Consider the following 25,647-nt stretch of genomic DNA (forward strand, 5'->3'; position numbering starts at 1 on the left):
ACTATTTTTGCAACCTTCTTAAAGATCTTCGGCTTGCATTGATCCTGCTACGGACAGTTGGCACACTGCTCATGCAGAGAGGAAACGGCACACTGATTGCTTGGTTTCATATAAGAACAGCTTTTCGGTGCATGGCCGGCTGGACATCGGAGGACTTTTGTTCCCTCTTCGTTGAATTCAAAATCAGCAAGGATATCCGGAGCCGGTTTCCCCGTCAGACTTGTGGTAATCAGTTCTACGTTTTTATGAGCTGCAAGTTGTGTGTTTTCTGTTCCACTATATGCTCCATCCGTGACTATAACAGTCCGTTCTTCCTGGTTATCCATCTGCGCAAGGTGCTCCTGGATAAACTGACTGTCACTATGGTTGTTTTGCTCATACTGGTACTCTGTTACAACAGAACCATTGGCTCCAACGGATTCTTCAAGATTAGCAGCATATCCTCGATGCTCTTTTCCTGCTTTATTCCGGAATGTCGCTTCAGGGTCAGAAGGATTCTGCAGCATGGTTGATTTCATGCCGCCGTCTTCTTTCGTGCGGAGTCTTCGGTTTTCATTTTCAACAATGGTCTGTTCTGACAGGCATCTGACAAACAGATCATACTCTGTTGAATCATTGTAATCAGACTCACACAGGGCAAGAAGTTTATCCGCATCCGTTAAGAGCTGCTTCATGCGCTCATCTGCATCGGTACTGCGCTGATGATAAATCACTCTGTTAAAATCGTTAGGATCGATATAATGTTTTAAATCGTCAGACAGAGCGGAACCATTGATTTTATTCACATACATCGCCAGCTTTGCAATGCAGGTGTATATCAGTTCCATTCGGCTGAGCCTGCGGACGTTGGATTCGATCATCATGGAATCCATACGCCTGACTTTACCGCTGATTCCCACCAGTTTTGCAATGGAAGCACTTAAATCTTTCACACAATCATGATAAAGATCCTTGTTGTGAAGTGTTTCATAATCATAGCACCTCTTGGGGAAACGGCTTAAGGTCTTGTCACTCAAAGACTGTTCTTCAAAACTTGTTGTGTGCAGTGCGTACTGAATTCGAAAATCCAGCATAAGATTTTCGACCATCTCGTCATCGGAATAATCAAAAAGCTCTTTGATAATGAGCGCACCAACAATCACGTTGACCGGAGTATTCGGTCTGGATGCCTTATCGCTGTATAAGACAGAAAAACGCTTTTCATCAATGGCAGGAAATATTTCATCGGCAAAGACTTTTGCCCAGGATTTTTCCAATGCTTTTTGTTCTCTGGCAGTTAATCCAGAAAAACTATCTGTAAATGACATTTGCTGGTAAGTATTTTCTTTGAATGACATAGAGATTGCCTTCTTTCCTACTAAGATATCTCTATTATACAGCAAGTAAACCATTTAGGCTTGTATTTACTACAAAATATATGAACTTTTCAAGGTACTATAGAGGGGCTTTTGACCCCAACATCATAGTTTTAAAATAATATAAAGCAAACGGATAAAAATATTTTCTCCGTCATAAACTTCAAAAAGAGAGGGAAAAACTTATGATTTTTTATTTTACCGGAACTGGTAATTCGCTTTGGGCTGCAAAAGAAATTGGAAAAGAGCTGAATCAGCCTGTTGAGAATATTATAAAACAGAAAACAGAAAGCAATTTTTTCTGCAAAGACGATATAATCGGTTTTGTCTTTCCTACCTACATGAGCGATCTGCCATGGATTGTAAAAGAATTTTTATTGAAGTTAACGGTCAATCCTGACTGCTATACTTTTGTCGTCATGACTTCTAACAATGGAAAAAGCGGAAATTCTTTTGTCAGCCTAAGTCAGGCACTTTCCCGCAGCGGTGCAAACCTGTCGGCTGTCTTTGATCTGCAGATGCCAGGCAACTGTTTAATCAGCTCAGAGCAGGAAAATCTGGAACGACTGAAAAAAGCACCGGAACGGTTAAAATCTATCATATCTTTTATAAAAGAACGAAAAACAAACTTTACATCTGACGGAAGTCTGCCAAAAGAAGATTTTGTTACTGCATCGTATTTTTATGGAGGACATTCCTGTGCAGCCTGTTATGCCTGTCTTCACTGGTGTCCCAAGAATGCTACCCTGCTTAAAGTTCCATTTTTGAAACATCGTCCGCAGTATCATCATCCAGATGTAATGCTGGCGGAAATCAAAGAATAAGTCTGTAAACGGCGCCCCGGTCCTGCATCCAAATGATCTGCAGGGCCGGGGCGCTTTGCAATTTATGTGCGTGTAAGATGTTGGCTTTTTATTTTCGCTCCGTCTCGCATACGATGATATGTTTGCTCTTCTCATACCCGGGAACTTTCCGGTCCGTGATAAAAATCGGTTTTTCAAAGTCTGCGAAGGTAACGGAACTGATGCTGTTAAATTTGCTTGCGTCACAGAGGACGTAGCACTGGCGGCACTGCTCCATGGCGGTCTTTTTGATTACTGCTTCATTGACATCCGGCGTTGTGCAGCCGCTTCTTCTTGTGACACCGTTAGTGCCGAAAAAGCCTTTGGTGAAGTGGTATTCTTGAATCGTGCGGATCGCCTGGTTTCCCACAACGGCTTCGGTGGAGCTTTTCAGCTCGCCGCCGACCAGAATGACTTTATAGCCGCGGGATGCCAGCCGCTGTGCATGGGCAACTGCGTTGGTCACGAAAACGGCGGAGGTTGTTCCGATAAAATCGATCATATGCGCTGTCGTCGTTCCCGCATCGAGAAAGACGAAATCATCCGGTTCAATCAGGGATGCCGCATACTCTGCAATTTTCCGCTTGGCGTCGCAGTTCAGCTCATTTTTCTGTGCAACGGTGTACTCATGCGCCGTCACTTTCTGACCGGCCTCCACGGCACCGCCGAATACCTTTTCCAGCTTGCCCTCCTTATCGAGCGCCGTGATATCGCGGCGTACCGTAGATTCCGAAGTGTCGAGAAGATCCCGGACTTCCGTCACGGTGATGCTTCCCTTTTCTTTTAACAGTTTCAAGATAATTTCATGTCTCTGCTGTGTTAACATTTCTTTCCTGCCTTATATTCTGCCACATTGGTTTCCAGAATGATTTTGCGGAGCGGAAGGATGTTTCCCGGGGATACGGAGAGTTCATCCACGCCCATGGCAAGGAACTCTTTTGTCAGCTCCTGATCTGCGCCGAGCTCGCCGCAGATACCTGCCCAGATGCCTGCTTTGTGTGCATTCTCCACAACCATCCGGATCATGCGCAGAATCGCCGGGTGGTGCGGATCAAAGAATGGATCCAGTTTGGTGTTCTGGCGGTCGATCGCGAGGGTGTACTGACTGAGGTCGTTCGTTCCGATACTGAAGAAATCAACCTCTTTTGCCAGCTCATCGCTGATGATGGCAGCCGCCGGGGTCTCGATCATGATACCCTGCTCTGGATTTCCGTACTCAATGCCCTGCTCAGCAAGAGAAGCTTTTACTTCCTCCACAATCGCTTTGATCTGGCGAACCTCGCCGACACTTGTGATCATTGGATACATAATGGCAATTTTTCCATATGCGCTTGCGCGGAACAGCGCGCGAAGCTGTGTCTTGAAGATCTCCGGCCGCGTCAGGCAGATGCGGATCGCACGGCAGCCAAGTGCCGGATTCTCCTCTTTTTCCATCTCGAAATAATCGCACTGTTTGTCAGCACCGATATCGAGGGTACGGATGATGACGCGTTTTCCCGCCATCGTCTCTGCTGCCTGTTTGTAGATACGGAACTGCTCCTCCTCTGTTGGATAGTGATCCTGCTCCAGATAGATAAACTCGCTTCGGAACAGGCCGATGCCGCCCGCGTCGTTCTGCATGACAGCCGCAAGGTCTTTGATGTTTCCAATATTAGCATACAGCAGAATTTTCTGTCCGTCCAGTGTAATATTTTCTTTTCCCTTTAAGGTGAGGAGCAGTTTTTTCTTTTCCTCCTCCTCGGTGCGGCGCTTCTGCATGGCAGCAAGAGTCTCCTCGTCCGGATCAACATAGATGGTTCCATCCGATCCGTCTACGATGCCGAGCTTTCCGTCTACGCTCTCATCCAGCGGAAGCGGTGTTCCGACCAGTGCCGGAATCGCCATGGTTCTTGCAAGGATAGCGGTGTGGGAATTTAAAGAACCGTGTACGGTAACAAAAGAAAGAACTTTGTCCTTATCCATCTGTACCGTCTCAGACGGCGCAAGGTCATCTGCCACGATGATCGCCGGTTCGTCGTTTAAGGATGCGTCGGTGTCGTCTCCGTTTAAGATGGAGATCAGACGCTCGGAAATATCCTTTACGTCTGCCGCGCGCTCTCTCATGTAATCATCGTCCATGGCAGAAAACATCTGCGCAAAGTTGTCGCCTGTCGTTGCAACGGCATACTCAGCGTTGACGCCCTGGCTCTTGATAATATTCTCGACGGACTCGTTGTAGCCGTCGTCCTCCATCATCATCTGATGTACCTCGAAGATCGCTGCATTGGCCTCGCCAACCTCTTTGCATGCTTTTTCATACAGAACGCCAAGCTGTGCGATTCCTTTTGCCTTTGCTTCCTCAAACCGTGCCATCTCCGCATCCGGATTTTCTACTTTCACACGTTTTACCTGACGCTCATTCTTTTTGTATACGCGGATCTTTCCGATCGCAATGCCGGAAAATACGCTTTTTCCCTGATAAATCTGCATAAGTTTTCTCCACCTTTGTTCTCGATATCCGAATTTTCTGTCCAGACAGCCGGAGCGTGTTTAAAAAGGATTTCTTAGTTTCAGAAAGTTTTTCAAACACGCTCCTGCCGATTACTATATTGTAATTCTCCAGAGCCCCATCTCAATTCCGCTTACGCTCCATTTCGATGTGGCTTCTCGCCATATGGAATTCCAGAAAAAAGCACTCATTCATGCAAGCATGATTCGCACTTTTTTCTTCCATTCCGCATGGCTCTGTAGAATTACAAGTTCTCTTTCATGAAATTGCTGATTGCTTCGTATGCAGCATCTTCATCTGCTCCATCGAAGGTCAGGGTAACTTCTTCGCCCTGTTTTACAGCCAGTCCCATGATGCCGAAGATGGCTTTGCAGTTCATGGCTTTTCCGTCTTTTGCGATCTTGATATCACAGGAAAATTCTTTGACTGCTTTTACCAGCATTCCTGCCGGACGAGCGTGGATTCCTTCTGGATCTGTTACAACATACTTAAATTCTTTCATGATTTTTTCCTCCCATAGGATCTTTGATATTTTTATTTTACTTTGTTTTCTGTCTTTTTTCTACTCTTTTATGCAACTTTTTTCTTTAAAACTCCAAGCAGAACTGCGGATACCACTGTTCCGATGACAACTGCCACCAGATAAAGCAGCGCATTTCCCATAACCGGTACAACGAAGATGCCGCCGTGCGGTGCCATTAAGGTACAGCCAAATGCCATGGAGAGCGCACCTGCGAGGCCAGAGCCGATGATGCAGGCCGGAAGAACGTGGATCGGGTCTGCTGCTGCGAATGGAATCGCACCCTCGGTGATGAAGGCGAGTCCCATGATGAAGTTGGTCGGACCGGATTCTCTTTCTTCTTTTGTAAATTTATCTTTGAACAGCAGGGTTGCAAGTGCAATCGCACACGGAGGAACCATACCGCCGATCATAACGGATGCCATAATGTCGTAGTTTCCTGCTGCGATGGCTGCTGTTCCGAATACGTAAGCTGCTTTGTTGAACGGGCCGCCCATGTCGATGGCCATCATGCCGCCGAGGATCATGCCAAGGATCAGCTTGCTGGATCCGCCCATGGAAGCAAGACCATTGTTCAGTACCGTGTTGACGGTTCCCATGATCGGCTCTACAATGAAGAGCATCAGAAGTCCCATCGCAAGGATGCCGACTACCGGGTAAATCAGAACCGGCGCAATCTTTTCGAGTGCTTCCGGAAGTTTCTCACATGCTTTGCGGAGGCCAAGGATAATGTAGCCTGCTGCAAAACCGGCAACGAGTGCTCCAAGGAAACCGGAGGTTCCGCTCGATGCCATCATACCGCCGACAAAACCAAGGGCAAGTGCCGGCCGGTCGCCGATTGCCATGGCGATGTAGCCTGCAAGAACCGGGAGCATGAAGCCGAATGCCACGCCGCCGATCTGTTTGAACATCGCTGCAGCCGGGGTAATCGTACCGAAGTTTGATCTGGCTGCGGCATCAAGGGAGTTCATATCAACAAGAAGTCCGTCGATCAGGAATGCGATTGCGATCAGAATACCGCCGCCGACAACGAACGGAAGCATATGGGAAACACCATTCATCAGCTGGGTGTACAGCTGGTGGCCGATACCGCCGCTGTTCTTCTTCGTGCTTGCTGCGGCTGTCTGCGCATTGCCGCTCTTGTAAACCGGTGCGTTTCCGGACATCGCAAGCTCGATCAGCTCATCTGCTTTGCTGATACCGTCGGATACCTGGCGCTGAATGACTTTCTTTCCGTCGAAACGATCCATCGGAACCTGTGCGTCGGCTGCAACGATGATGCAGTCCGCATCGGCGATTTCCTGTGCAGTCAGCACGTTTTTCGCTCCGCCGGAGCCTCGTGTCTCGACTTTTACGAAGCATCCTTTTGCTTTCGCTGCTTTCTCGATTCCCTCGGCTGCCATGTAAGTGTGGGCAATACCGGTCGGGCAGGAAGTAACGGCGAGAATCTTCACCTGATTTTCTTTTGCTTCCACCGGCTCTGCAAGACGCTCATCTACGCTCTTTTTCTCTTCATCGGCGCGGTCGATAATGGCAAGGAACTCTTCCGGTGTCCTTGCGTTTCGAAGGCTCTTGGTGAACTCTTCATCCATCAGCATCATGGAAAGTTTACTTAAGACATCGAGGTGAACGTTGTCTTTTGTGTTCGGCGCTGCGATGAGGAACAGCAGGGTGACCGGCTCTCCATCGAGAGAATCAAAATCAACACCGTTCGGGATAACCATGGCTGCAAGGCCCGGTTTGTTTACTGCATCACATTTTCCGTGCGGAATCGCAATTCCCTCTCCGATTCCTGTGGTGCTCTCTTCTTCTCTTGCGTAAACCTGTGCGCGGTACGCATCTTCGTCTGTGATCTTTCCGCTTTTGACCATCAGCGCTACGGCTGCGTCAAGCGTTTCCTGTTTGCTTTTCGGTGCGGCATCCAGCGCAATACTGCGGATGTCCAGCAAATCTGTGATTCTCATGAGACGTCCTCCCTTTTATTTTGTAATCTGTTCGTAGACAGATGCAATTTCCTCCCGGGTTGCAAGGTTTTCAGAAAAAGCACTTGCACTTCCCGCTGCGATTCCCATATGGAACGCATGGAGGTAATCTTCTTTTTCCATGTAGCCTGCCATGAATCCGGCTACCATCGAGTCTCCTGCGCCGACGCCGTTGATAAGCTTTCCTTTCGGGGCCGGAGCTTCAAAGACCTCACCGGATGCGGCAACGAGAACGGCTCCTTCGCCTGCCATGGAAACCAGAACGTTCTGTGCGCCCTTTTTCTGCAGCTGTTTTGCATACGGAACAACCGACTCTCTTGTCTTTAATTCCACACCGAAAATCTCGCCGAGTTCGTGATTGTTCGGTTTGATGAGGAACGGGTGGTACGGCAGAACCTTCATCAGCAGATCACGGGTCGCGTCTACGACGATGCGGATGCCCTTGCCGTCGAGCATTTCCATAATTTTCTGATAGGCATCATCTGCCATGGATGACGGGATGCTGCCTGCGAGGAAGAGAACGTCGCCCTCGCCGAGTGCGGAAAGCTGTTTCATCAGCTCTTCCACTTTTTTCTCCGGGATTTCGGGTCCCTGTCCGTTGATCTCAGTTCCGTCAATGCTCTTTAATTTGACGTTGATGCGGGAATATCCTTCTTCCAGCCAGATGCAGCCGTTTTTAATTCCCATCTGGTCGAGCCGTCCGGCGATTTCTTTTCCGGTAAAGCCTGCCAGAAATCCGAGCGCTGTGCTCTCAATTCCAAGGTTTCCAAGTACGGTCGATACGTTGATTCCTTTTCCGCCCGGAAGCATCAGCTCGGAGCTTGTGCGGTTGGTAAGGCCGAGCTTGAAGTCTTCCACCGATACAATGTAGTCCAGAGACGGATTGAATGTCACTGTGTAAATCATATTTCCCTCCTGCTTTATTTTGATCGTGTTTGCTTTGATAAGATTATCATATCGTCATATTCATTCAAAATCAATCATTAATATTTCATGAATTTTCCCTTCTCTTTTTGTCACATTTGCATAAGTTTAGAGTTTTGTGACGGATTTTCCCGGTTTATCGCCCTGTTTTGACCGACTTTGACTGATCGTCATCTTTTCTTCCCTGTCACGCATTGATCACTTTATTCTCTCCATTTCGGTCATTTTTTATCAGACACTTTCTTTCTGTTCTCATTTTTGTACTTTACTTTTTCCGGATTTGGTACTAAAGTGAAGAGAAATCAAAAAAAGAATTTCCAGAAGAGGTGATTTTATTTGAAACGATACTATATTCTTCACTATTTTGATCCCGCCAATGTGGGCAGTTTTCTGCTTGTCTCACTGCTCGGCCTGATTCTGGTGCTTGCCCTTGTGCTTCTGATTGCAAAATTGCAGATTCAGCGGCAGCTAAAAGAGGAGACAGAGGAAAAAGCGAAAAAAATACGCCGGAAGAAACACCAGCGCAGGCAGTATCAGATTGTGGAAAGCTTTTATGAGCTGGTTTTCTCCGGCACTTCGATTCTTCTCTTCCTCTCCCTCTATTACATTATCGATGAGCGTCTGCCGCAGATTTCGATGTACTGGGAGAAATATCAGGATGTGGTGCTTCTTGTCTTTATCGTGCTCTCCGTCTTTCTGACGAGCTGGCTCGATGTGGTTCTGGTAAAGCTCACGCACCTTGACCCGGAGCAGAAGGCGTCGGTGCGGCTGATTTCGGTCTTCTATATTGTACTGATTCTTCTGTACATCCGCTTTATCTACGAGGACACGAATTACGACGGCCTGATTCTCTATTTCCTGACACTGACGGTCGGCCGCTTCCTGTATTTCGACTTTACGGTCAAGAGTTTTCTTGAAACGATGCGGGGCGTGTTGGAAAATCTACCGCTTCTTGTCATCATGAGCGCCTACTCCGGTTTCGTGTGCTGGTATGGGTTCCATGTCGGCTTTCTGCTGAAATCAAATGGCGTCATTTTGAGCACCTTTCTTGCCCATCTGTTTATGGACTGCTCGATCTTTCTGCTCCACAAGACAAGAATTTTAAAGCATGTGATACGAAAAATTTAAAACCGGCATTTTTTTACCAGCCATATATCAAAAGCTCTGCAGATCAGAATTTTGCATTTTCTGTTCTGCAGAGCTTTTCTTATTTAACATTCTTTTTTACATGCCAAACAGCAGTGCAAAGCCATGTACGACAAAAGCTGCCAGCCAGGCGATCACACACTGTGAAACGACAACACCGGCTGCCCATCTGCCGCCAAGCTCCCGCTTGATGGAAGCGACTGCCGCCACACACGGCGTATAGAGGAGGCAGAAAACCAGAAGGCTTAATGCGGAAACCGGTGTCAGGATTTCGGTCAGCTGTGCGGTCGTGCCGAACAGTACGGAAAGTGTGGAGACGACACTCTCCTTTGCCATAAATCCGGTTAGAAGGGCGGTCGATACTCTCCAGTCTCCAAATCCAAGCGGCCGAAAAAACGGGGCGAGACGGCCGGAGACAACGGCGAGAATGCTGTCCTTGGAGTCCTCCACGACATTGAGATGCGTTCCAAAGGTCTGTAAAAACCAGATCACAATCGTGGCAACAAAAATGACGGTGAATGCCCGCTGCAGGAAGTCTTTTGCCTTATCCCACAAAAGCTGTCCGACATTTTTTGCCCCCGGCATGCGGTAGTTTGGAAGCTCCATGACAAACGGAACGGCTTCTCCCTGGAATAAAGTTCCCTGCATCAGCATCGCCATCAGGACAGCCATGAAGATACCACCGAAATACAGAAGAACCATCACAAGGGCACTGTATTTCGGGAAGAATGCGGCGGTAAAGAACGCGTAAATCGGAAGTTTTGCCGAACAGCTCATAAACGGAGTTAATAGGATCGTCATTTTCCGGTCACGCTCGGAAGGCAGGGTGCGGCTCGCCATGACGCCCGGCACGGTACAGCCAAAACCGACCAGCATCGGCACGATACTGCGGCCGGAGAGGCCGATTTTCCGGAGCAGCTTATCCATCACAAATGCCACGCGCGCCATATAGCCGCTGTCTTCCAGAATGGACAGGAAGAAAAACAGGGTGACGATGATCGGAAGGAAGCTTAAGACACTTCCGACGCCGTTAAAAATACCGTCAATCACAAGGGAATGAAGCACCGGATTGACGCCCCATGCTTTCATGGCGCTGTCCACGAGCTCGGTCAGTTTTCCGATCAGAACCTCCAGCACACTCTGCAGCGATGCTCCGATCACATGGAAGGTCAGGAAAAAGACAGCCGCCATAATCCCGGCAAAACATGGCAGAGCCGTATATTTTCCGGTCAGCACACGGTCAATTTCTGTGCTCCGCACATGCTCGCGGCTCTCTTTTGGTTTTACCACGGTCTCACGGCAGACTTTTTCAATAAAATTAAAACGCATATCCGCAATCGCCGCCGCGCGGTCCAGGCCGCGCTCCGTCTCCATCTGACAGACGATATGCTCGAGCATCTCTTTCTCGTTTTCATCGAGGGCCAGCTGCTCCAGGACCAGCGCATCGCCCTCTGCCAGCTTGCTCGCCGCAAACCGCACCGGAATATCCGCCCTTGTGGCGTGATCCTCGATCAGATGCATGATCGCATGCAACGCACGGTGGACGGCACCGCCGTGGTCATTCGCCTCACAGAAGTCCTTTCTGCCCGGTTTTTCCTGGTATTTGGCCACATGGACAGCATGGGCAACCAGTTCCTCGATTCCCTCGTTTTTTGCAGCGGAAATCGGGATAACCGGGATGCCAAGTCTCTCTTCCATCTGGTTCACGAGCACAGAACCGCCGTTTTCGCGTACCTCATCCATCATGTTGAGGGCCAGTACCATCGGAACGTCGAGTTCCATCAGCTGCATCGTCAGATACAGGTTTCGTTCGATATTTGTCGCATCTACAATATTGATGATGCCGCGCGGATGCTCGTTCAGAACGAAATTCCGGGTGACGATCTCTTCGCTTGAATACGGAGACATCGAATAAATGCCGGGAAGATCGGTGACCAGCGTGTTTTTCTGGCCGCGGATTTCACCGTCCTTCCGGTCTACGGTCACGCCGGGGAAGTTTCCGACGTGCTGGTTGGATCCCGTTAATTGGTTGAACAGGGTGGTCTTGCCGCAGTTCTGGTTTCCGGCCAGCGCAAAGGACAACAGCTCTCCTTCCGGCAGCGGATGCTCCTCTGCCTTATTGTGGTACTTTCCGCCCTCTCCAAAGCCGGGATGCGGAATTGCTTTCGCATCCGGCTGCTCTTTTTCTTTTACAGCGTCCCGCATCTCATCAATGGCAATCCGTCCGGCATCGGCGAGGCGGAGTGTCAGTTCATAGCTGTGAATCCGCACTTCCACAGGGTCTCCCATCGGTGCATACTTTACCATCGTCACTTCCGCCCCCGGAATGATTCCCATATCGAGGAAGTGCTGCCGCAGCGCGCCCTCTCCTCCTACCGTGCGGATGGTCGCTGTTTTGCCGATCGGCAGTTCTTTCAGTGTCATATATTTCACTCCTTATTGATTCTCATTATCAATAGTAAGTATATGACACGATTCGACTGCGGTCAAGCAATTGTCATTATTTCTCTTTTTGTTTTTCTTCGAGCTTCTTCTGTACACTCGGAAACAACTCCAGATCCGTGTGTGGGATTGCCTGGGCCGCTTTCATCATAGAGATGAAAGCGGCGACCTGGCCGAACTGGATGTAGACCATCTCGTCCAGAATGCGGTCAATATCGTCGATGCAGGTCCGATCCAGCAGGATTTTTTCTGCTCCCGCAAGCGACGTATTTCCGGCGCAGATCAGGCGGCTGCGGTCCATATCCGGGTACATGCCGATCGTGATGGCGGATTCCTTTGAAACGTGCTTTCCAAATGCACCAGCCGCGTAAAACCGGTCAATTTCTTCCATGGAAATGCCGGATTCACGCATCATGTACTCAACCATCGTGTAGGCCGCTGACTTTGTACGAAGGAATTCGGCGATATCACTCTGATAGAAGCACAGCCCTTCACTATATTCAACGCACCACTCTCCCGTCTCCGGGTCTTCCTTGATCTTTTCAGACCGCTCCGGCTGCAGGGTGCCGAACAGGTTGATCCATCCATTTAGGAATAATTCCGCGAGCAGATCGATAATGCCGGAACCGCAGATGCCCTTTGGCTTACCCTCTCCGATTACATGGCACTGGATTTTCCCGTCTTCTATTTTTACCGTATCAACAGCGCCTTCTGCCGCTCGCATGCCGGTTTTGACCACGCCGCCCTCGAGCGCCGGACCGGCAGCGCCTGCGCCGCAGAGCAGAAATTCCCGGTTTCCGACGACAAGCTCGCCGTTCGTTCCGATATCAAAAAAGACGCTGATCGTTTCTTTTTTATAGAGTTCCGTTGCGATCATGCCGCTTAATATATCACCGCCCAGGTAATTGGATTTTCCCGGCACGCAGTAGACACATCCCTTCATGGGAAATCCCATCTCTTTCGCCGGAAGGAATCCGACGCGGTCCGCGCGCACGGCGTACGGGGATGAAAAGACGCAGAACGGATCCAGTCCCAGCAGGAAATGGATCATCGTTGTGTTGCCGGATACGACCATTGAGAGAACATCCGATGGCGCAATTCCTGTCTTTTGGCGAAGTTTTTCAAAGAGCAGTGTAAATGTCTCCATCGTACACGCACGGATGTCCTGCAGTACCTCCGGTTTATCCTTACAGGCAAAGATTCTCGTCAGAATATCGGTTCCATAGGCAGTCTGGCGGTTGTATTCGCTCTCCTCGGCAAGCACGGTACCGTCGCTGCAGTTTACCAGGCGCACAACGACGGTCGTACTTCCAAGATCAGCGGCATAACCGTAATGCTCTGCTGCTGTATCGCCCGCTTCCAGATCAACCGCCTGCCAGATGCTTCCATTCCATGCGAGGGAAACCGTTATGTTATAGTCTGCCTCATCGCAGATGGGATACAGTTTCTGCAGCGCTGGAAGGGTAAATGATGCGGTGATTCCTTTCTCTTTTAATGCATCCAGTATCCGCATCTGGCTGGAGCGGGCGTCCTCCTCCGTCGGCGGGACCAACTCCAGATACTGTTTCTGTGTTATTCCTCTATTCATTATTACTTCCTCATTTCCTGATCATTTTTCTGTTTCTTATTGTAGCACTTTTCTCTTTTCCAGAGAACTTATTTTTTTCACATTTTTACTACATTTCCATCACAGATTCCCATTATACTGCAAAGCATAGAAACAAAAAAAGGAAGCAAACAAAACCGGAAGCCGGTTCCGGAACACAGTTTAAAATACAGATACCAGAAAGGAAGTATTTATTATGATGGACTACAGAAACAACTACAATAACGAAAACGAAACCAATAATGAGAACATGATGGCAGCAGAGCAGAACAGCTTCAACGGAAAGAAACCTTCTTCCAAAAATAAAAAAGCTGCTAAGCTTGCAAAGAAAATCGGAGCCATCGCCTTAAGCGCAGTTCTGTTCGGCGGTGTTGCCGGCGGTACCTTCCAGGCAGTCAACCACTTTGCCGGAAGCACGACAGCCACTGCAACAACAACCACTGCACAGCAGACGACTTCCAACAGCAGCCTCTTAAAAGCCGCTGCCACATCCTCAAGCTCCACTTCCACCGGAACGATGGATGTTTCCACGATTGCGAAAAACGCAATGCCGTCGATCGTCTCCATCACAAACCAGTCCGTACAGGAAGTACAGAACTACTTCAGCATGTTCGGTTACGGTGCCCAGACTCCGCAGACCGAGGAGACCACAAGCTGCGGTTCCGGTATCATCATCGGAAAGAATGACACCGAGCTTCTGATCGTCACCAATAACCATGTAGTAGAAGATGCCGATACTCTTTCTGTCAGTTTTGTAAACAATCAGGTCTGCAAGGCAAATATCAAAGGTACCGATGCCGATAACGATCTTGCCGTCATCGCCGTTCCGCTCTCCGAGATCCCGGATGACACGATGAGCAGCATCGCTGTTGCCACGATGGGCGATTCTGATTCCGTTGAGGTCGGCGAGCAGGTCGTTGCGATCGGCAACGCACTCGGCTACGGCCAGTCCGTTACGACCGGTATCATCAGTGCTGCAAACCGTGTGATCGACAGCGATTCCTCTTCTGACGGAAGCTCCGATGGAACAACGGCAGATACTTCTTCCACCGATACAACCGGAAAGACCTACTTACAGACCGATGCAGCCATCAACCCTGGCAACAGCGGCGGCGCTCTTCTGAACATGAACGGAGAGGTCATCGGTATCAACTCCGCAAAACTTGCTTCTACAGAGGTAGAGGGCATGGGCTATGCAATCCCGATCTCCCGTGTTTCCGATATTATTGAAAATCTGATGAATGAGCAGACCAGAACAAAGGTTGCCGCAGAAGATCAGGGAACGATCGGCATCAAATGCCTCGATGTCAGCAGCCAGATCCAGCAGGCATACAATATGCCGGCCGGCATCTATATCTCCGAAGTAACCTCCGGCGGTGCCGCTGAAAATGCAGGTCTGAAATCCGGATACGTTCTGACCAGCTTTGACGGACATTCCATCACCTCTACCAGCGAGCTGAAATCCCTGCTGCAGTATTACTCTGCCGGCGAAACCGTCGAGGTGGAAGTACAGGTTCCAGACAACGGATCCTATGAGACAAAGACCTTCTCCCTGACCCTCGGAACGAGCACCAGCTCTTCAGATGATCAGCAGAGCGATTCCCAGCAGAATGCGGGTTCATCCCGCTCTGCAGAGGGAGGAAATACCCTGACCTCCGCTACTCCTTCGATCTGACTGCCCGCTCTCCCGTGAAAGAAATCCATAAATAAAAAACATCATAAGCATGAAAGAAAGGCCTCGAAACATAACTCCAATGTTTCGGGGCCTTTCTCCTATTCTCTTAATCCATTTCTTATTTTTCTGCTCCTGCAACTGCCTCGCGGGCTGCTTTCTCTTCCGGATCTTCATCCAGAATGGAGAATGCAATATTGGTTGCATGGTCCGCGACACGCTCGAGTCCGGATACAAGATCGGAGAAGATCATGCCGGCTTCCGGCGTACATTCGTTGCGGGTCAGACGCTCTACATGCTTCTGCTGCAGATCCCGCTCCTCCTGATCAATGGAATTTTCAATATCAATGATCTCCTGCAGGTGCTGCAGATCATTCTTTGCAAACATTTCGATCGACTCATCGAGAATTTTTAATACCATATCCAGCATCTCGGAAAGATCCAGTTCGCCCTGTTTGCTGAAGGTCACATTGTCATTCGTCATCTGCACAGCAGAATCTGCGACATTCTCGGCATGATCACCAATCCGCTCGATATCATTGACCACATGGAACAGCGCACCGATGCGCATAACGTCTGATGTCGGCAGCGATGCCTGATTTAAGTGAACCAGATAGTTCGTAATCTCTTTATTCAGGAAATTAATATTTTCCTCGACACGGTAGACCTCGTCGATTTCTTTCTGATCGCGGGTCACCAGCGTATTCATCGCGCGAATCAGGTTGGTCTCTGCCATCTGTGCCATACGCTCCATCTCACGGACAACCTGCAGAACTGCAGTCGTCGGGGACATCGCATGTTTCGAGCTGATGTAGGCAAGCTCGAACTTTTTGTCTTCCTCGTCATTTCCGCGGATGATAAAGTACGTTGCCTTCACCAGAAGCGGGGTAAACGGCAGCATCAGGAGTACCTGGCATACTTTGATGATCGAGTTTGCATTTGCGATCATACGGCCTGCTTCGTTTCCGGAAATACCCATAAAGAAGTCAACTACCTGATTTCCAAACAGCAGGAAAATAATGGAGCAGACAATCGTTCCGGAGATGTTGAACAACAGGTGGACACATGCCGCACGTTTTGCATCTTTTTTGCAGCCGAAGCTGGCAAGAATAGCGGACATCGTACATCCGATGTTGCATCCAAGCATCATAAACAGACAGATCGGAAGTCCCATCAAGCCCTCTCTTGCAAGAAGCATGATGATTCCGACCGTTGCAGAGTTACTCTGCAGAATCGCGGTAGCCACCCAGCCGACTAAGAACGCAAGAAACGGATTCGTCAGGGATCCGAGGGCGTTGACGACTGCCGGGATCTCTTTTGCTTCGTTCAGGGCTCCTGAGATACCGGAGATACCCATAAACAGAATACCAAATCCCAAGATAACCTCGCCGAGACGGCTGATCGTCAGATTGTTCTTTACGAACATAACCATCAGAACACCGATGATGACAAACAGCGGCGCGATATCCGCAAGGTCAAACGCAATCAGCTGTCCGGTAACTGTCGTACCGATGTTTGCTCCGAGGATAATTCCAGGAGCCTGTGCCAGTTTCATCAGACCGGAGTTTACGAAGCTGACCACCATAACGGTTGTAGCGTTGGAGGACTGAATCAGCGCGGTAAAGAAAATACCGACCAGAAGACCGATCACACGGTTCTTCGTAAATACCTCCAGAATGCTTCTCATCTTGGATCCGGCAACCTTCTGCAGTCCTTCACTCATCAGCTTCATTCCATATAAGAAGAAGCCCAGACCGCCCATCAAAGACACTATTACACTCATATTCTTTTTTCTTCCTTGTCTTTTTCTGATGTCTTTTCAAAATCCCTGTCAAAGTATTTTCGTGTTTTGGTCTCAATATTTTACATTTACTTAACGCAGATTTTACAAGACACCTTTTTTATCATAAAAGAAATCATGACATTTGTCTATAGAAAAATTAAAAATTTCGACAAGAAATTTTCAGATTCTTTTCGTTTCTTTCTTGCATTCTACTTGATAATATTGTAACATTTAGGATGTTTCCATATTATGAGGCGACATTTCCGCCTACAAAATTCAAAAGGAGAGAAAACTATGGAAAAGTTTAGCAAGCTGATGGAAAACACATTCAAGCTGCGGGAAAATGGAACAACGGTCAAAACCGAGATCATCGCCGGTGTCACCACGTTCATGACGATGGCGTACATTCTTGCCGTCAACCCGAACATCCTTTCCTCCACCGGCATGGACCACGGCGCTGTCTTTACCGCAACGGCTCTGGCAGCCTTCCTTGGCACCCTGCTCATGGCACTTTTCGCCAATTATCCATTCGCTCTGGCACCAGGAATGGGCCTCAACGCCTATTTCGCCTACACCGTTGTTCTCGGCTACGGATATAGCTGGCAGGCAGCCCTGACCGCCGTTTTTGCAGAAGGTATCATCTTTATTGTACTTTCTCTGACCAACGTCCGTGAGGCAATCTTCAACTCCATTCCAGTCAGCCTGAAATCTGCAGTCAGCGTCGGCATCGGTCTGTTCATCGCATTCATCGGACTTCAGAATGCAAAAATTGTACTGCCGAACTCTTCAACCGTGGCAGGTCTCTATTCCCTGTCTTCCTACAATGCCAACCTGCAGTCTGCAGCCACATTAAACGGAACAGAGTATGTGGCAGGAACGTTTAACGATGTCGGAATCACCGTTCTGCTCGCAGTCATCGGTGTTATCCTCACCGCCGTTCTTGTCGTACGCAATGTAAAAGGAAACATCCTCTGGGGAATTCTTGCAACCTGGATCCTCGGCATGATCTGCCAGGCATGCGGTCTCTACGTTCCGAACCCGGCAAACGGCTTCTACAGCCTGTTCCCGGATTTTTCCAACGGACTTTCCATTCCAAGCCTTGCCCCGATTTTCGGAAAACTGGATTTCTCCATTCTGAAAACAGGCGAGTTCTTCGTGATCATGTTTGCATTCCTGTTTGTCGATATGTTTGATACCATCGGAACTCTGATCGGTGTATCTTCCAAGGCAAACATGCTCGACAAAAGCGGAAAACTTCCGCGCATCAAGGGCGCGCTGATGGCAGATGCTGTTGCTACCTGCGCAGGTGCTGTTCTTGGTACTTCTACCACAACGACTTTCGTTGAGAGTGCTTCCGGCGTTTCCGAAGGCGGCCGTACCGGTCTTACCGCTGTTACCACTGCAATCCTCTTCGGCCTCGCTCTGTTCCTCTCCCCGATCTTCCTTGCCATCCCGTCCTTTGCAACGGCTCCGGCACTGATCGTGGTAGGCTTCTACATGCTGACCAACGTAGTCAACATTGATTTCAGCGATCTTTCCGAGGCGATTCCGTGCTACATCTGCATCGGAGCTATGCCGTTCTTCTACAGCATTTCCGAAGGTATTGCCATGGGAGTTATCTCCTACGTTGCAATCCAGATCCTGAGCGGAAAAGCAAAAGAAAAAAAGATCAGCGTGATCATGTACATCCTGGCTGTTCTGTTTATCTTAAAATACCTTCTTCTGTAATGGCTTTTAACGATACAGAACCGCATAAAAAGGCTCCTGTCCCACAGATTTTATTCTGTGAAACAGGAGCTCTTTTTATGCTCTGAATCAAAAATTTCTATTCTGCCAGGGTCCGGTAAAAGCAGGTGCGGTTTCCGGTGTGGCACGCTGCGCCGACCTGTTCTACTTTGGCAAGGATTGTATCGTTGTCGCAGTCGATCAGAAGCTGTTTTACATACTGCACATGGCCGGAGCTCAGTCCCTTTATCCAGAGCTCATTGCGGCTTCTGCTCCAGTACGTCATTTTTCCAAGGCGCAGTGTCGTCTCAAACGCTTCTTCATTCATGTAGGCGAGCATCAGCACTTCGTCATTTTCCGCATCCTGTACAACAACCGGAACCATGCCGTCGCTGTTTGTCTTAAAATCCGCCCAGGTAAAATCACATTTTAATGCTTGTTTCATCTCTTGTTCTCCTCTTTTTCTGCTCTTACAGGCTGCCCTTGGTCGAGAGCACGCCGGCAATTCTCGGATCGAAGGAAGTTGCCTCATCGAGTGCCTTCGCAAATGCTTTGAACATCGCCTCGATGATGTGGTGGTTATTTCCGCCGTCAAGCACTTTGATATGCAGATTCATCTGCGCCGCATAGGAAACGGCGTAGAAGAATTCTTTTACCATCTCGGTCTCCATCTCTCCTACTTTCTCCCGCGTAAATTCTGCCTGGAAAGAGAGATACGGTCTGCCGCAGAGGTCAACGGCCGAGAGCACCAGTGTCTCGTCCATCGGAAGGATTCTGTCGCCGTAGCGGCGGATGCCCTGTTTGTCGCCGACTGCCTCGCGGATTGCAGTTCCGAGCACGATACCGGTGTCCTCGATCGTGTGGTGGCCGTCTACATCAAGATCTCCGTCTACAGAAACGGAAAGGTCGAAAAGACCGTGGCGGGCAAAGCCGTCGAGCATATGGTCAAAAAAGCCGATGCCGGTGTGGATGTCGCTCTTTCCCGTTCCATCCAGATTTAATGTCATGCGGATCTTTGTTTCTTTTGTCACGCGTTCTACGCTGGCTGTTCTGTTCTCCACTTACTCTTCCCCCTCAAAACGGACGGCAATCGAATTGGCGTGTGCCGTCAAGCTCTCTGATTTTGCAAAGCTCTCGATATCCTCGTGGATCTCGGAAAGGGCTTCTCTGGAATAATAGATGATGCTGGATTTCTTCACGAAATCGTCTACGGACAGCGGGGAGAAGAATTTTGCGGTTCCGTTCGTCGGCAGGATATGGTTCGGGCCGGCAAAATAGTCACCGAGAGGCTCGCTGGAGTTCTCGCCGAGGAAAATAGCACCGGCGTTATGTACCTTCATCATATCCTCAAACGGGTTCTTCGTCACGATCTCGAGGTGCTCCGGTGCGATGGCATCTACGGTGTCGATCGCTTCCTGATGCGAATCGGTGACAAGGATGTAGCCGAAGTTGTCCAGTGATTTGGAGATGATGTCGCTTCTGGAGAGGACTTTTAAGAAACCGTCTACCTCTTCACTTACCTTCTCTGCCAGTTCCTGGGAGGTGGTAATGAGGATCGCACTTGCAAGCTCATCATGCTCAGCCTGGCTTAAGAGATCGGCTGCCACGAACCGCGGATTTGCAGTCTCATCAGCAAGGACAAGAATCTCACTTGGGCCTGCGATGGAGTCGATGCTGACATTTCCGTATACGGCTTTCTTTGCAAGGGCAACGTAGATGTTTCCAGGTCCTACGATTTTATCGACTTTCGGAATGCTCTCGGTTCCGTAAGCAAAGGCTGCAATTGCCTGTGCACCGCCGATTTTAAAGACGCGGTCCGCACCGGCTTCTTTTGCTGCCGCAAGGACAACCGGGTTGACTTTTCCGTTTCTGCCGCACGGCGTTGTCATGCAGATTTCTTTGACCCCTGCCACTTTTGCCGGAAGAATGTTCATCAGAACGGAGGACGGATACGCTGCCTTTCCTCCCGGAACGTATACACCGACACGGTTCAGGGCGGTCAGCTTCTGGCCAAGCATCGTTCCGTTCTCGGTGGAGGTGAACCAGCTGTTCTGTTTCTGTTTTTCGTGGAACTCACGGATATTTTTCATGGATCTGCGGATGACACCGATCAGCTCTGGATCTACGATGTTGTACGCTTCATCAATCTCTTCCTGTGTTACTTCTACGGTAGAAGCATCGAGTACCGCGTGGTCGAATTTCTCGGTATATTCGAAAACAGCTGCGTCTTTTCTTGTTTTTACATTCTCAATGATCTCCTGCACGGAAGCCTCGTACGTTCCGTACTGTGTCGGGCTTCGTTTCAGCATATTCTCCAGAATATTTTCTGTGGTCTCTTTTGTCAGTTTTACGATTCTCATACCAGTGCTCCTTTCAGATCCTGAATTAATTTGGTAATTCTCTCATTTTCCATCCGCATGCTCACCTGGTTGACAACCATACGCGCAGACAGCGGGCAGACCTCCTCGAGAACGGTCAGGCCGTTTTCCCGTAAAGTGCTTCCTGTCTCTACAATATCCACAATCACTTCGGAAAGTCCGACAATCGGTGCCAGCTCGATCGAGCCGTTCAGCTTGATCATCTCAACGGTCTGGTGCTTGCGGTTGTAGAAGTAATCCTTGGCAATGTTTGGGTACTTCGTTGCCACACGGATCTGCTGGTTGTGCTGCAGCAGCTCACGCGCGGATTCCGGTCCGCAGACACACATGCGGCACTTGCCGTAGCCAAGGTCCAATACCTCGTAGAGGCGTCTTCCTTCCTCCAGAATCGTGTCCTTTCCGACGATTCCGATATCCGCTGCGCCGTACTCCACATAGGTCGGCACATCCGGACCTTTGGCGAGGAAGAAACGGAGCTTATGCTCTTCGTCCGTGAAAATCAGCTTTCTCGTATCTTTATTTTTCATTTCATCGCAGGTGATGCCGACTTTTTCCAGCAGCTCCAGCGTCTGGTACGCCAGGCGTCCTTTTGTCAGTGCAATGGTCAAATATCTCATCTTTTTCGTACCCTTCCTCTCCTACAGCTCCACCGGCTGTACTTCTCCTGTCGACAAATTGATGGCAAGCACCGAATCGCTCTTCTGAATATAGACAATGCCGCCGAACTGGTTCTTTCTGCCGTATTCTTCATAATCTGCAAGAACCTTGTCCCTTGCAAAGCAGACCAGCGCGACATCCATGCCTTTGCTTCTGTGCTCGTTGGCAAGTTTTACGGCCAGCGGCTGAAGGAAATCCGGGTAGAGCAGCATCGTTTTCGTATTGACAATCGGAAGAGAAATTTTCTGGCGCTCCAGTGCATTCATCAGAGATTCCATGACAGTACAGAATCCGATCGCCGGCGCCTTCTTTCCGAAGTGCTGCAGCAGTGCATCGTAGCGGCCGCCTTTTACGATCGGCTCGCCGGTGCCGTAGGTGTAGGCCTGGAAAATAATACCGGTGTAGTAATGGAATTTGCTTAAAAGACCGAGATCGAAGAAGACGTATTTTTCATAGCCGTAATCTTTAACGATCTCATAGATCGTAGCCAGACGATCGAGTGCCTCTCTTGCCGCCGGATTTCTTGTAAGGCCTTTTGCCTTTTCGAGAATCTCTGCATTTCCGAACAGCTGCGGAACATCACGGAGTGCTTCAAACAGATCACTTCGAAGGTTCTGTTTTGCCAGCAGCTCCTCGGCGCCAAAATGATTTTTAATGGAAATCAGTTCTTTTAATTCGTTCAGAACATCCTCGGAGAGAGCAGCTTCCTCGGCGAGCGCCTGGAAGAAACCTACGTGGCCGATGCTGATCTGGAAATCGGTAAGACCGGCATCCAGCATAACTTTTACGGTCATCGCAATGATCTCTGCGTCTGCCATTGCGGAATCATCGTTTAAGAGCTCGACGCCCATCTGGGTGGACTCTTTTAAGCGGCCCTGATAGCTGCTGCTGTTGACGAAGCTGCTTCCTCTGTAGCAAAGGCGGATCGGCATCGTCTCTTCCATGAAATACATGGAGGCTGCACGTGCAATCGACGGGGTAAAGTCCGGACGGAGCACAAGGGTGTTGCCGTCGCGGTCAAAGAATTTGTAGAGCTCGCGGGACGGTGTTGTTCCCACTTCTCTTCCGAATACATCAAAAAACTCGAACGTCGGTGTTTCAATATCCTGATATCCAAACGCATGAAATACCTGCTCAATCTGATTCTCCAGGTATAATTTTTTCGTACATTCCTGATTGTAGACATCCCGGACGCCTTCCGGTGTATGAATTAATCGATCCATGTTTTGTTGTCCTCACTTTTTCGCTTTAGTTCGCTACCATATTACCATATTAAATTTAAAACTATGGTTAGTATATCGGAAAACATTTTCCCTGTCAACCCAAAATTTTAATCCGCTTTCGAATCCCGTATCTCCAGATCCTTCTGGATTCCGTTCAGGTACGGGACGAGAACGCTGCTTCCCGTTCTGGGAAGGAAGAATGACGTTTCAAGCTCGGTGTAGGAAAAATGCTTCTTTCCGCCGTTCTGTCCGCGGTCCCAGAAGGTTTTCATCGTCTCATACCGCAGGTAATAATATTCGTCCCGCGCCGTAAAATACAGCAGCAGGAAGGAAATCCCCCCCTGCTGCTCGAAATCTTTCATAAACGTGACCTGGTGCTCGTGGATGTTTGCGAGCGGAAAGGAATCCGTTTTGCACTCTTTGGCATCGAAGCAGACGGGAATGCCCTGTACAGCGCCGATATAATCAACGGTACTCTTCTTTTCAAAATAAGCCAGCGTGATGTGTCTGCTCTCCTTATCTATTTTGATCGGGGTGATCGGCGTCGGCACCTTCTGGATCAGTGCCAGATGCTTGTCACGGTACTGCTCGTTTGTGCGGTTGATCATTTCCTCCAGCGTTGATCCGCGGAGTCCCCTCGATGTCCATGCCATAATTCCTGTCCTCGTCTTCGTTCTGTTCTTATTCAATCATAGAAATTTTGTTCAGCGGCCAGTAGCGCAGAAAGGCCTTGCCGATGATCTTGTCTTTCTCTACGTACGGATTCAGCCAGTAGCGGGAATCCTTTGATACGTTCCGGTTGTCGCCGAGCATAAAGTAGCAGCCCTCCGGCACCTCATACGGTCCGAAATCGCCGACCGGTGTTTCCGGGCAGAAATCATCGCGCAGCGACTCGGTGGAATCGTTGATATACACCTTTCCGTCGCGGATCGTAACCGTCTCTCCCGGCAGTCCGATGACACGCTTGATAAACTTCTGCTTCTCGTCGTCCGGATAATAGAAAATAACGATGTCATACCGCTGCGGATCGCTCTTTACATAAGAAAGGCGGTTACCGAAGATCTGGTCTCCGGTCATAATCGTGTTTTCCATGGAAGGAGATGGGATTCTTGCGTTGATGACAATGACCTGCTCCACAAAAACGACGACTGCCACGACAATGGCGATCATTTTTACATATTCCCAGATTTCCCGTCCGATGCTCGTCTCCTCCGTTTTTCTTGGTTTTGTTTCTTTCTTTTCGTTGTCTTTTCGGCTCATAATCCTTCTCCCGTTAAATGTTCTCCCTGTAAAATCCGGCGCACGGATGATGGCAGGGGCGCTGTAAAGGTTTTTCCGGACAGATCCGATAAGGTGCCCGTAAGCTCTGGAAATACCGCCTTCCACGAATGGAGAAGTTGGTATTTCAGTCCGTATTTTTCCCGGAAGCGGCGGTTAAACTCCGCATCCCCGTATTTCGTATCTCCCGCAAGCGGATGACCGATGCTCGTGAGATGGCTGCGGATCTGATGGCTCTTTCCGGTCACCAGCTCAACCTCCAGCAGCGTACAGCCTCTTCCGGCACAGAGCGGCCGGTATGCGGTTTCTATGTAAACAGCATCTCCCTGCTGCTCTCTCTGAATCGAAACACGGTTTGTCCTCTCATTTTTTGTGAGGTATCCGCGGATCCGCTCTGTCTCTGTCACGGTTCCTTTTACAACCGTCAGATAGTATTTTCCAACAGCCCGCTCTGCGATCAGTTCTGAAAGCTGCTGCGTCGCCGCAACGGTTTTTCCGGCAAGAATCAGACCGCTGGTGTTCCGGTCCAGACGATTGCAGAGTCCGGCGCGGAACATGGTCTCCTCCCCGGCATTTTTTTCCGAAAGATAGGCGCCGAGCGCTTCGGTAAGGCTCACATCCGTCTCTTTCGCCTTCTGTGAGAGGACACCTGCCGGCTTGTTCAGGAAAATTACTTTTTCGTCTTCATAGACGATATCCAGCTTCGGATACTTTACCTGTTTTCCAGCCGCCGGTTTTTCCGGTGTTTTCCGAAATTTTTCGATGGTCTCTTCCGCCAGATACAGCCGGATCGTATCGCCTGTTTTCAGCTTTTCACTGCCGTCCGCCTTTTTCTGGTTCAGCACAATGTTTTTCTTTCGCAGCATTTTATAGAAGAAGCTCTTTGGCGCCTCCTCCATATATTTGGACAGATATTTGATGAGCTGCTGCGCGCAGTCTTTTTCTGTCACGGTCAGTTCTCTCATAGCAATGGTCTCCTACAGTGCCAGCGCCAGCATCGTGTGTTTCACCAGTTCCGTGCGGGACAGATCCGGGTACCGCTCATCCGGTTTGAAGTTTTCACTGGCGCTCTTTTCCAGCTCATCGTAGTTGCGGTTCAGGGAATCGAGGCGCTCCAGAAACGCTTTTTCCCGCTCAAAAATCTTCACATGGCATTTGTAGCCGTTGGCACGGATGATCTTGTTCAGATACGTAGTGCAGTCCTCGATCTGTTTCTGGTCTTTGGCACGCGAGGTGTAGCAGGCGATCTCCTCACCGCAGAACGCCGCTGCTTCGATCATCAGACTCGATTTTTCCTGTGTGATATACATTTCATATCCCATCAGCAGTTTTCCTTTTTTTGCCTCAATGGCATCGTACACTGCTTTGTCCACTGGCTTTTGCATAACCATCATGATAAAACCGACGGCGGCGCGGCAGCCCGGCAGACAGCCTACTACGGCGACAACCGTAAAAATGTTGCTCTTGTTTCCGTCTGCAAGCACAAGTCCGACAATAAAAACGATGGCCGGAAGGACGAACAGTCCCAGTGTCACAAGCAGTCTTTTTTTCTTTTCCCGGCGGATATAGCCGTAATCCCCTTTTCTGATCTTCATTCTTCTGTCATTTCCCTTCTTCGATAAGATC

The 25,647-nt window shown here is 49.3% G+C and carries 21 protein-coding genes and 1 pseudogene; 4 read left to right on the forward strand and 18 right to left on the reverse strand.

The features are described from left to right. Positions 1 to 47: 47 nt before the first annotated feature. Positions 48 to 1,337: a transposase gene (locus I2G42_RS16305; RefSeq protein ID WP_243277105.1), complete on the reverse strand. Its 1,290-nt coding sequence runs from the start codon at positions 1,335 to 1,337 to the stop codon at positions 48 to 50. Between the two features lie 203 nt (positions 1,338 to 1,540). Here I2G42_RS16305 and I2G42_RS00745 point away from each other — a divergent pair, with 203 nt between their 5' ends. Then, positions 1,541 to 2,179: an EFR1 family ferrodoxin gene (locus I2G42_RS00745; RefSeq protein ID WP_055226341.1), complete on the forward strand. Its 639-nt coding sequence runs from the start codon at positions 1,541 to 1,543 to the stop codon at positions 2,177 to 2,179. Positions 2,180 to 2,267: 88 nt separating this feature from the next. On the opposite strand, the gene I2G42_RS00750 is transcribed toward I2G42_RS00745, so the two are convergent. The 5 genes from I2G42_RS00750 to pfkB all read right to left on the reverse strand — a co-directional run bounded on the left by I2G42_RS00750 (position 2,268) and on the right by pfkB (position 8,093). After that, the gene (locus I2G42_RS00750; RefSeq protein ID WP_055226343.1) at positions 2,268 to 3,023 is read right to left on the reverse strand and encodes a DeoR/GlpR family DNA-binding transcription regulator; all 756 of its coding nucleotides are present in this window, start codon (positions 3,021 to 3,023) and stop codon (positions 2,268 to 2,270) included. Beyond that, complete coding sequence (ptsP, locus tag I2G42_RS00755; RefSeq protein ID WP_055226347.1) at positions 3,017 to 4,666, reverse strand: phosphoenolpyruvate--protein phosphotransferase; 1,650 nt, start codon at positions 4,664 to 4,666, stop codon at positions 3,017 to 3,019. Before ptsP ends, I2G42_RS00750 begins: the two co-directional genes overlap by 7 nt. A 263-nt stretch (positions 4,667 to 4,929) precedes the next feature. Further along, the gene (locus I2G42_RS00760) at positions 4,930 to 5,187 is read right to left on the reverse strand and encodes an HPr family phosphocarrier protein (RefSeq protein ID WP_022463097.1); all 258 of its coding nucleotides are present in this window, start codon (positions 5,185 to 5,187) and stop codon (positions 4,930 to 4,932) included. Positions 5,188 to 5,255: 68 nt separating this feature from the next. Beyond that, positions 5,256 to 7,169, reverse strand: coding sequence for a PTS fructose transporter subunit IIABC (locus I2G42_RS00765; protein ID WP_055226349.1), 1,914 nt, complete (start codon positions 7,167 to 7,169; stop codon positions 5,256 to 5,258). Positions 7,170 to 7,184: 15 nt separating this feature from the next. Then, complete coding sequence (pfkB, locus tag I2G42_RS00770; RefSeq protein ID WP_055226351.1) at positions 7,185 to 8,093, reverse strand: 1-phosphofructokinase; 909 nt, start codon at positions 8,091 to 8,093, stop codon at positions 7,185 to 7,187. Positions 8,094 to 8,447: 354 nt separating this feature from the next. Between pfkB and I2G42_RS00775 the strand changes: the two genes are divergently transcribed. Further along, the gene (locus I2G42_RS00775; RefSeq protein ID WP_055226353.1) at positions 8,448 to 9,239 is read left to right on the forward strand and encodes a hypothetical protein; all 792 of its coding nucleotides are present in this window, start codon (positions 8,448 to 8,450) and stop codon (positions 9,237 to 9,239) included. A gap of 96 nt (positions 9,240 to 9,335) precedes the next feature. Here the strand turns inward: I2G42_RS00775 and feoB are convergent, their stop codons facing one another. Both feoB and I2G42_RS00785 read right to left on the reverse strand, forming a co-directional pair. Further along, the gene (gene feoB / locus I2G42_RS00780; RefSeq protein WP_195530624.1) at positions 9,336 to 11,681 is read right to left on the reverse strand and encodes a ferrous iron transport protein B; all 2,346 of its coding nucleotides are present in this window, start codon (positions 11,679 to 11,681) and stop codon (positions 9,336 to 9,338) included. Positions 11,682 to 11,757: 76 nt separating this feature from the next. After that, a complete protein-coding gene (locus I2G42_RS00785) occupies positions 11,758 to 13,287 on the reverse strand; it encodes an ASKHA domain-containing protein (RefSeq protein ID WP_195530625.1) in 1,530 nt (509 codons plus the stop codon). A 214-nt stretch (positions 13,288 to 13,501) separates the two neighbouring features. Here I2G42_RS00785 and I2G42_RS00790 point away from each other — a divergent pair, with 214 nt between their 5' ends. Then, complete coding sequence (locus I2G42_RS00790) at positions 13,502 to 14,980, forward strand: S1C family serine protease (protein WP_022461869.1); 1,479 nt, start codon at positions 13,502 to 13,504, stop codon at positions 14,978 to 14,980. Positions 14,981 to 15,098: 118 nt separating this feature from the next. Here I2G42_RS00790 and I2G42_RS00795 read toward each other — a convergent pair whose 3' ends face one another. After that, positions 15,099 to 16,760, reverse strand: a complete 1,662-nt coding sequence (locus I2G42_RS00795) for a Na/Pi cotransporter family protein (protein ID WP_022461870.1) — start codon at positions 16,758 to 16,760, stop codon at positions 15,099 to 15,101. A gap of 312 nt (positions 16,761 to 17,072) precedes the next feature. On the opposite strand from I2G42_RS00795, the gene I2G42_RS00800 reads away from it, so the two are divergent. Further along, entirely contained in the window at positions 17,073 to 18,488 is a 1,416-nt protein-coding gene (locus I2G42_RS00800; RefSeq protein ID WP_195530661.1) for an NCS2 family permease, read from the forward strand. Positions 18,489 to 18,585: 97 nt separating this feature from the next. Here the strand turns inward: I2G42_RS00800 and hisI are convergent. From hisI to I2G42_RS00845, 9 genes and pseudogenes are all read right to left on the reverse strand, one after another. After that, a pseudogene (gene hisI, locus I2G42_RS00805) lies at positions 18,586 to 18,900 on the reverse strand (phosphoribosyl-AMP cyclohydrolase); the annotation flags it as partial. A gap of 55 nt (positions 18,901 to 18,955) precedes the next feature. Then, positions 18,956 to 19,546: an imidazoleglycerol-phosphate dehydratase HisB gene (hisB, locus tag I2G42_RS00810; RefSeq protein WP_022461873.1), complete on the reverse strand. Its 591-nt coding sequence runs from the start codon at positions 19,544 to 19,546 to the stop codon at positions 18,956 to 18,958. Beyond that, positions 19,547 to 20,845, reverse strand: a complete 1,299-nt coding sequence (gene hisD / locus I2G42_RS00815; RefSeq protein ID WP_195530626.1) for a histidinol dehydrogenase — start codon at positions 20,843 to 20,845, stop codon at positions 19,547 to 19,549. It abuts the gene before it with no gap. Beyond that, positions 20,842 to 21,480: an ATP phosphoribosyltransferase gene (hisG, locus tag I2G42_RS00820; RefSeq protein ID WP_022461875.1), complete on the reverse strand. Its 639-nt coding sequence runs from the start codon at positions 21,478 to 21,480 to the stop codon at positions 20,842 to 20,844. The genes hisD and hisG overlap by 4 nt, the downstream gene beginning before the upstream one ends. A gap of 21 nt (positions 21,481 to 21,501) precedes the next feature. Continuing rightward, complete coding sequence (hisZ, locus tag I2G42_RS00825) at positions 21,502 to 22,743, reverse strand: ATP phosphoribosyltransferase regulatory subunit (RefSeq protein ID WP_195530627.1); 1,242 nt, start codon at positions 22,741 to 22,743, stop codon at positions 21,502 to 21,504. 107 nt (positions 22,744 to 22,850) lie between these two features. Beyond that, on the reverse strand, positions 22,851 to 23,399 hold the full coding sequence (locus I2G42_RS00830) for a Holliday junction resolvase RecU (protein ID WP_117509155.1): 549 nt from the start codon (positions 23,397 to 23,399) through the stop codon (positions 22,851 to 22,853). A gap of 25 nt (positions 23,400 to 23,424) precedes the next feature. Then, complete coding sequence (lepB, locus tag I2G42_RS00835; RefSeq protein WP_173858934.1) at positions 23,425 to 24,003, reverse strand: signal peptidase I; 579 nt, start codon at positions 24,001 to 24,003, stop codon at positions 23,425 to 23,427. After that, complete coding sequence (locus tag I2G42_RS00840; RefSeq protein ID WP_173858932.1) at positions 24,000 to 24,986, reverse strand: RluA family pseudouridine synthase; 987 nt, start codon at positions 24,984 to 24,986, stop codon at positions 24,000 to 24,002. The genes lepB and I2G42_RS00840 overlap by 4 nt, the downstream gene beginning before the upstream one ends. Positions 24,987 to 24,998: 12 nt before the next feature. Beyond that, complete coding sequence (locus I2G42_RS00845) at positions 24,999 to 25,616, reverse strand: DUF4191 family protein (protein ID WP_173858930.1); 618 nt, start codon at positions 25,614 to 25,616, stop codon at positions 24,999 to 25,001. Positions 25,617 to 25,647 lie beyond the last annotated feature (31 nt).

This window comes from Fusicatenibacter saccharivorans (assembly GCF_015557635.1).
GTDB classification, from domain to species: domain Bacteria; phylum Bacillota; class Clostridia; order Lachnospirales; family Lachnospiraceae; genus Fusicatenibacter; species Fusicatenibacter saccharivorans.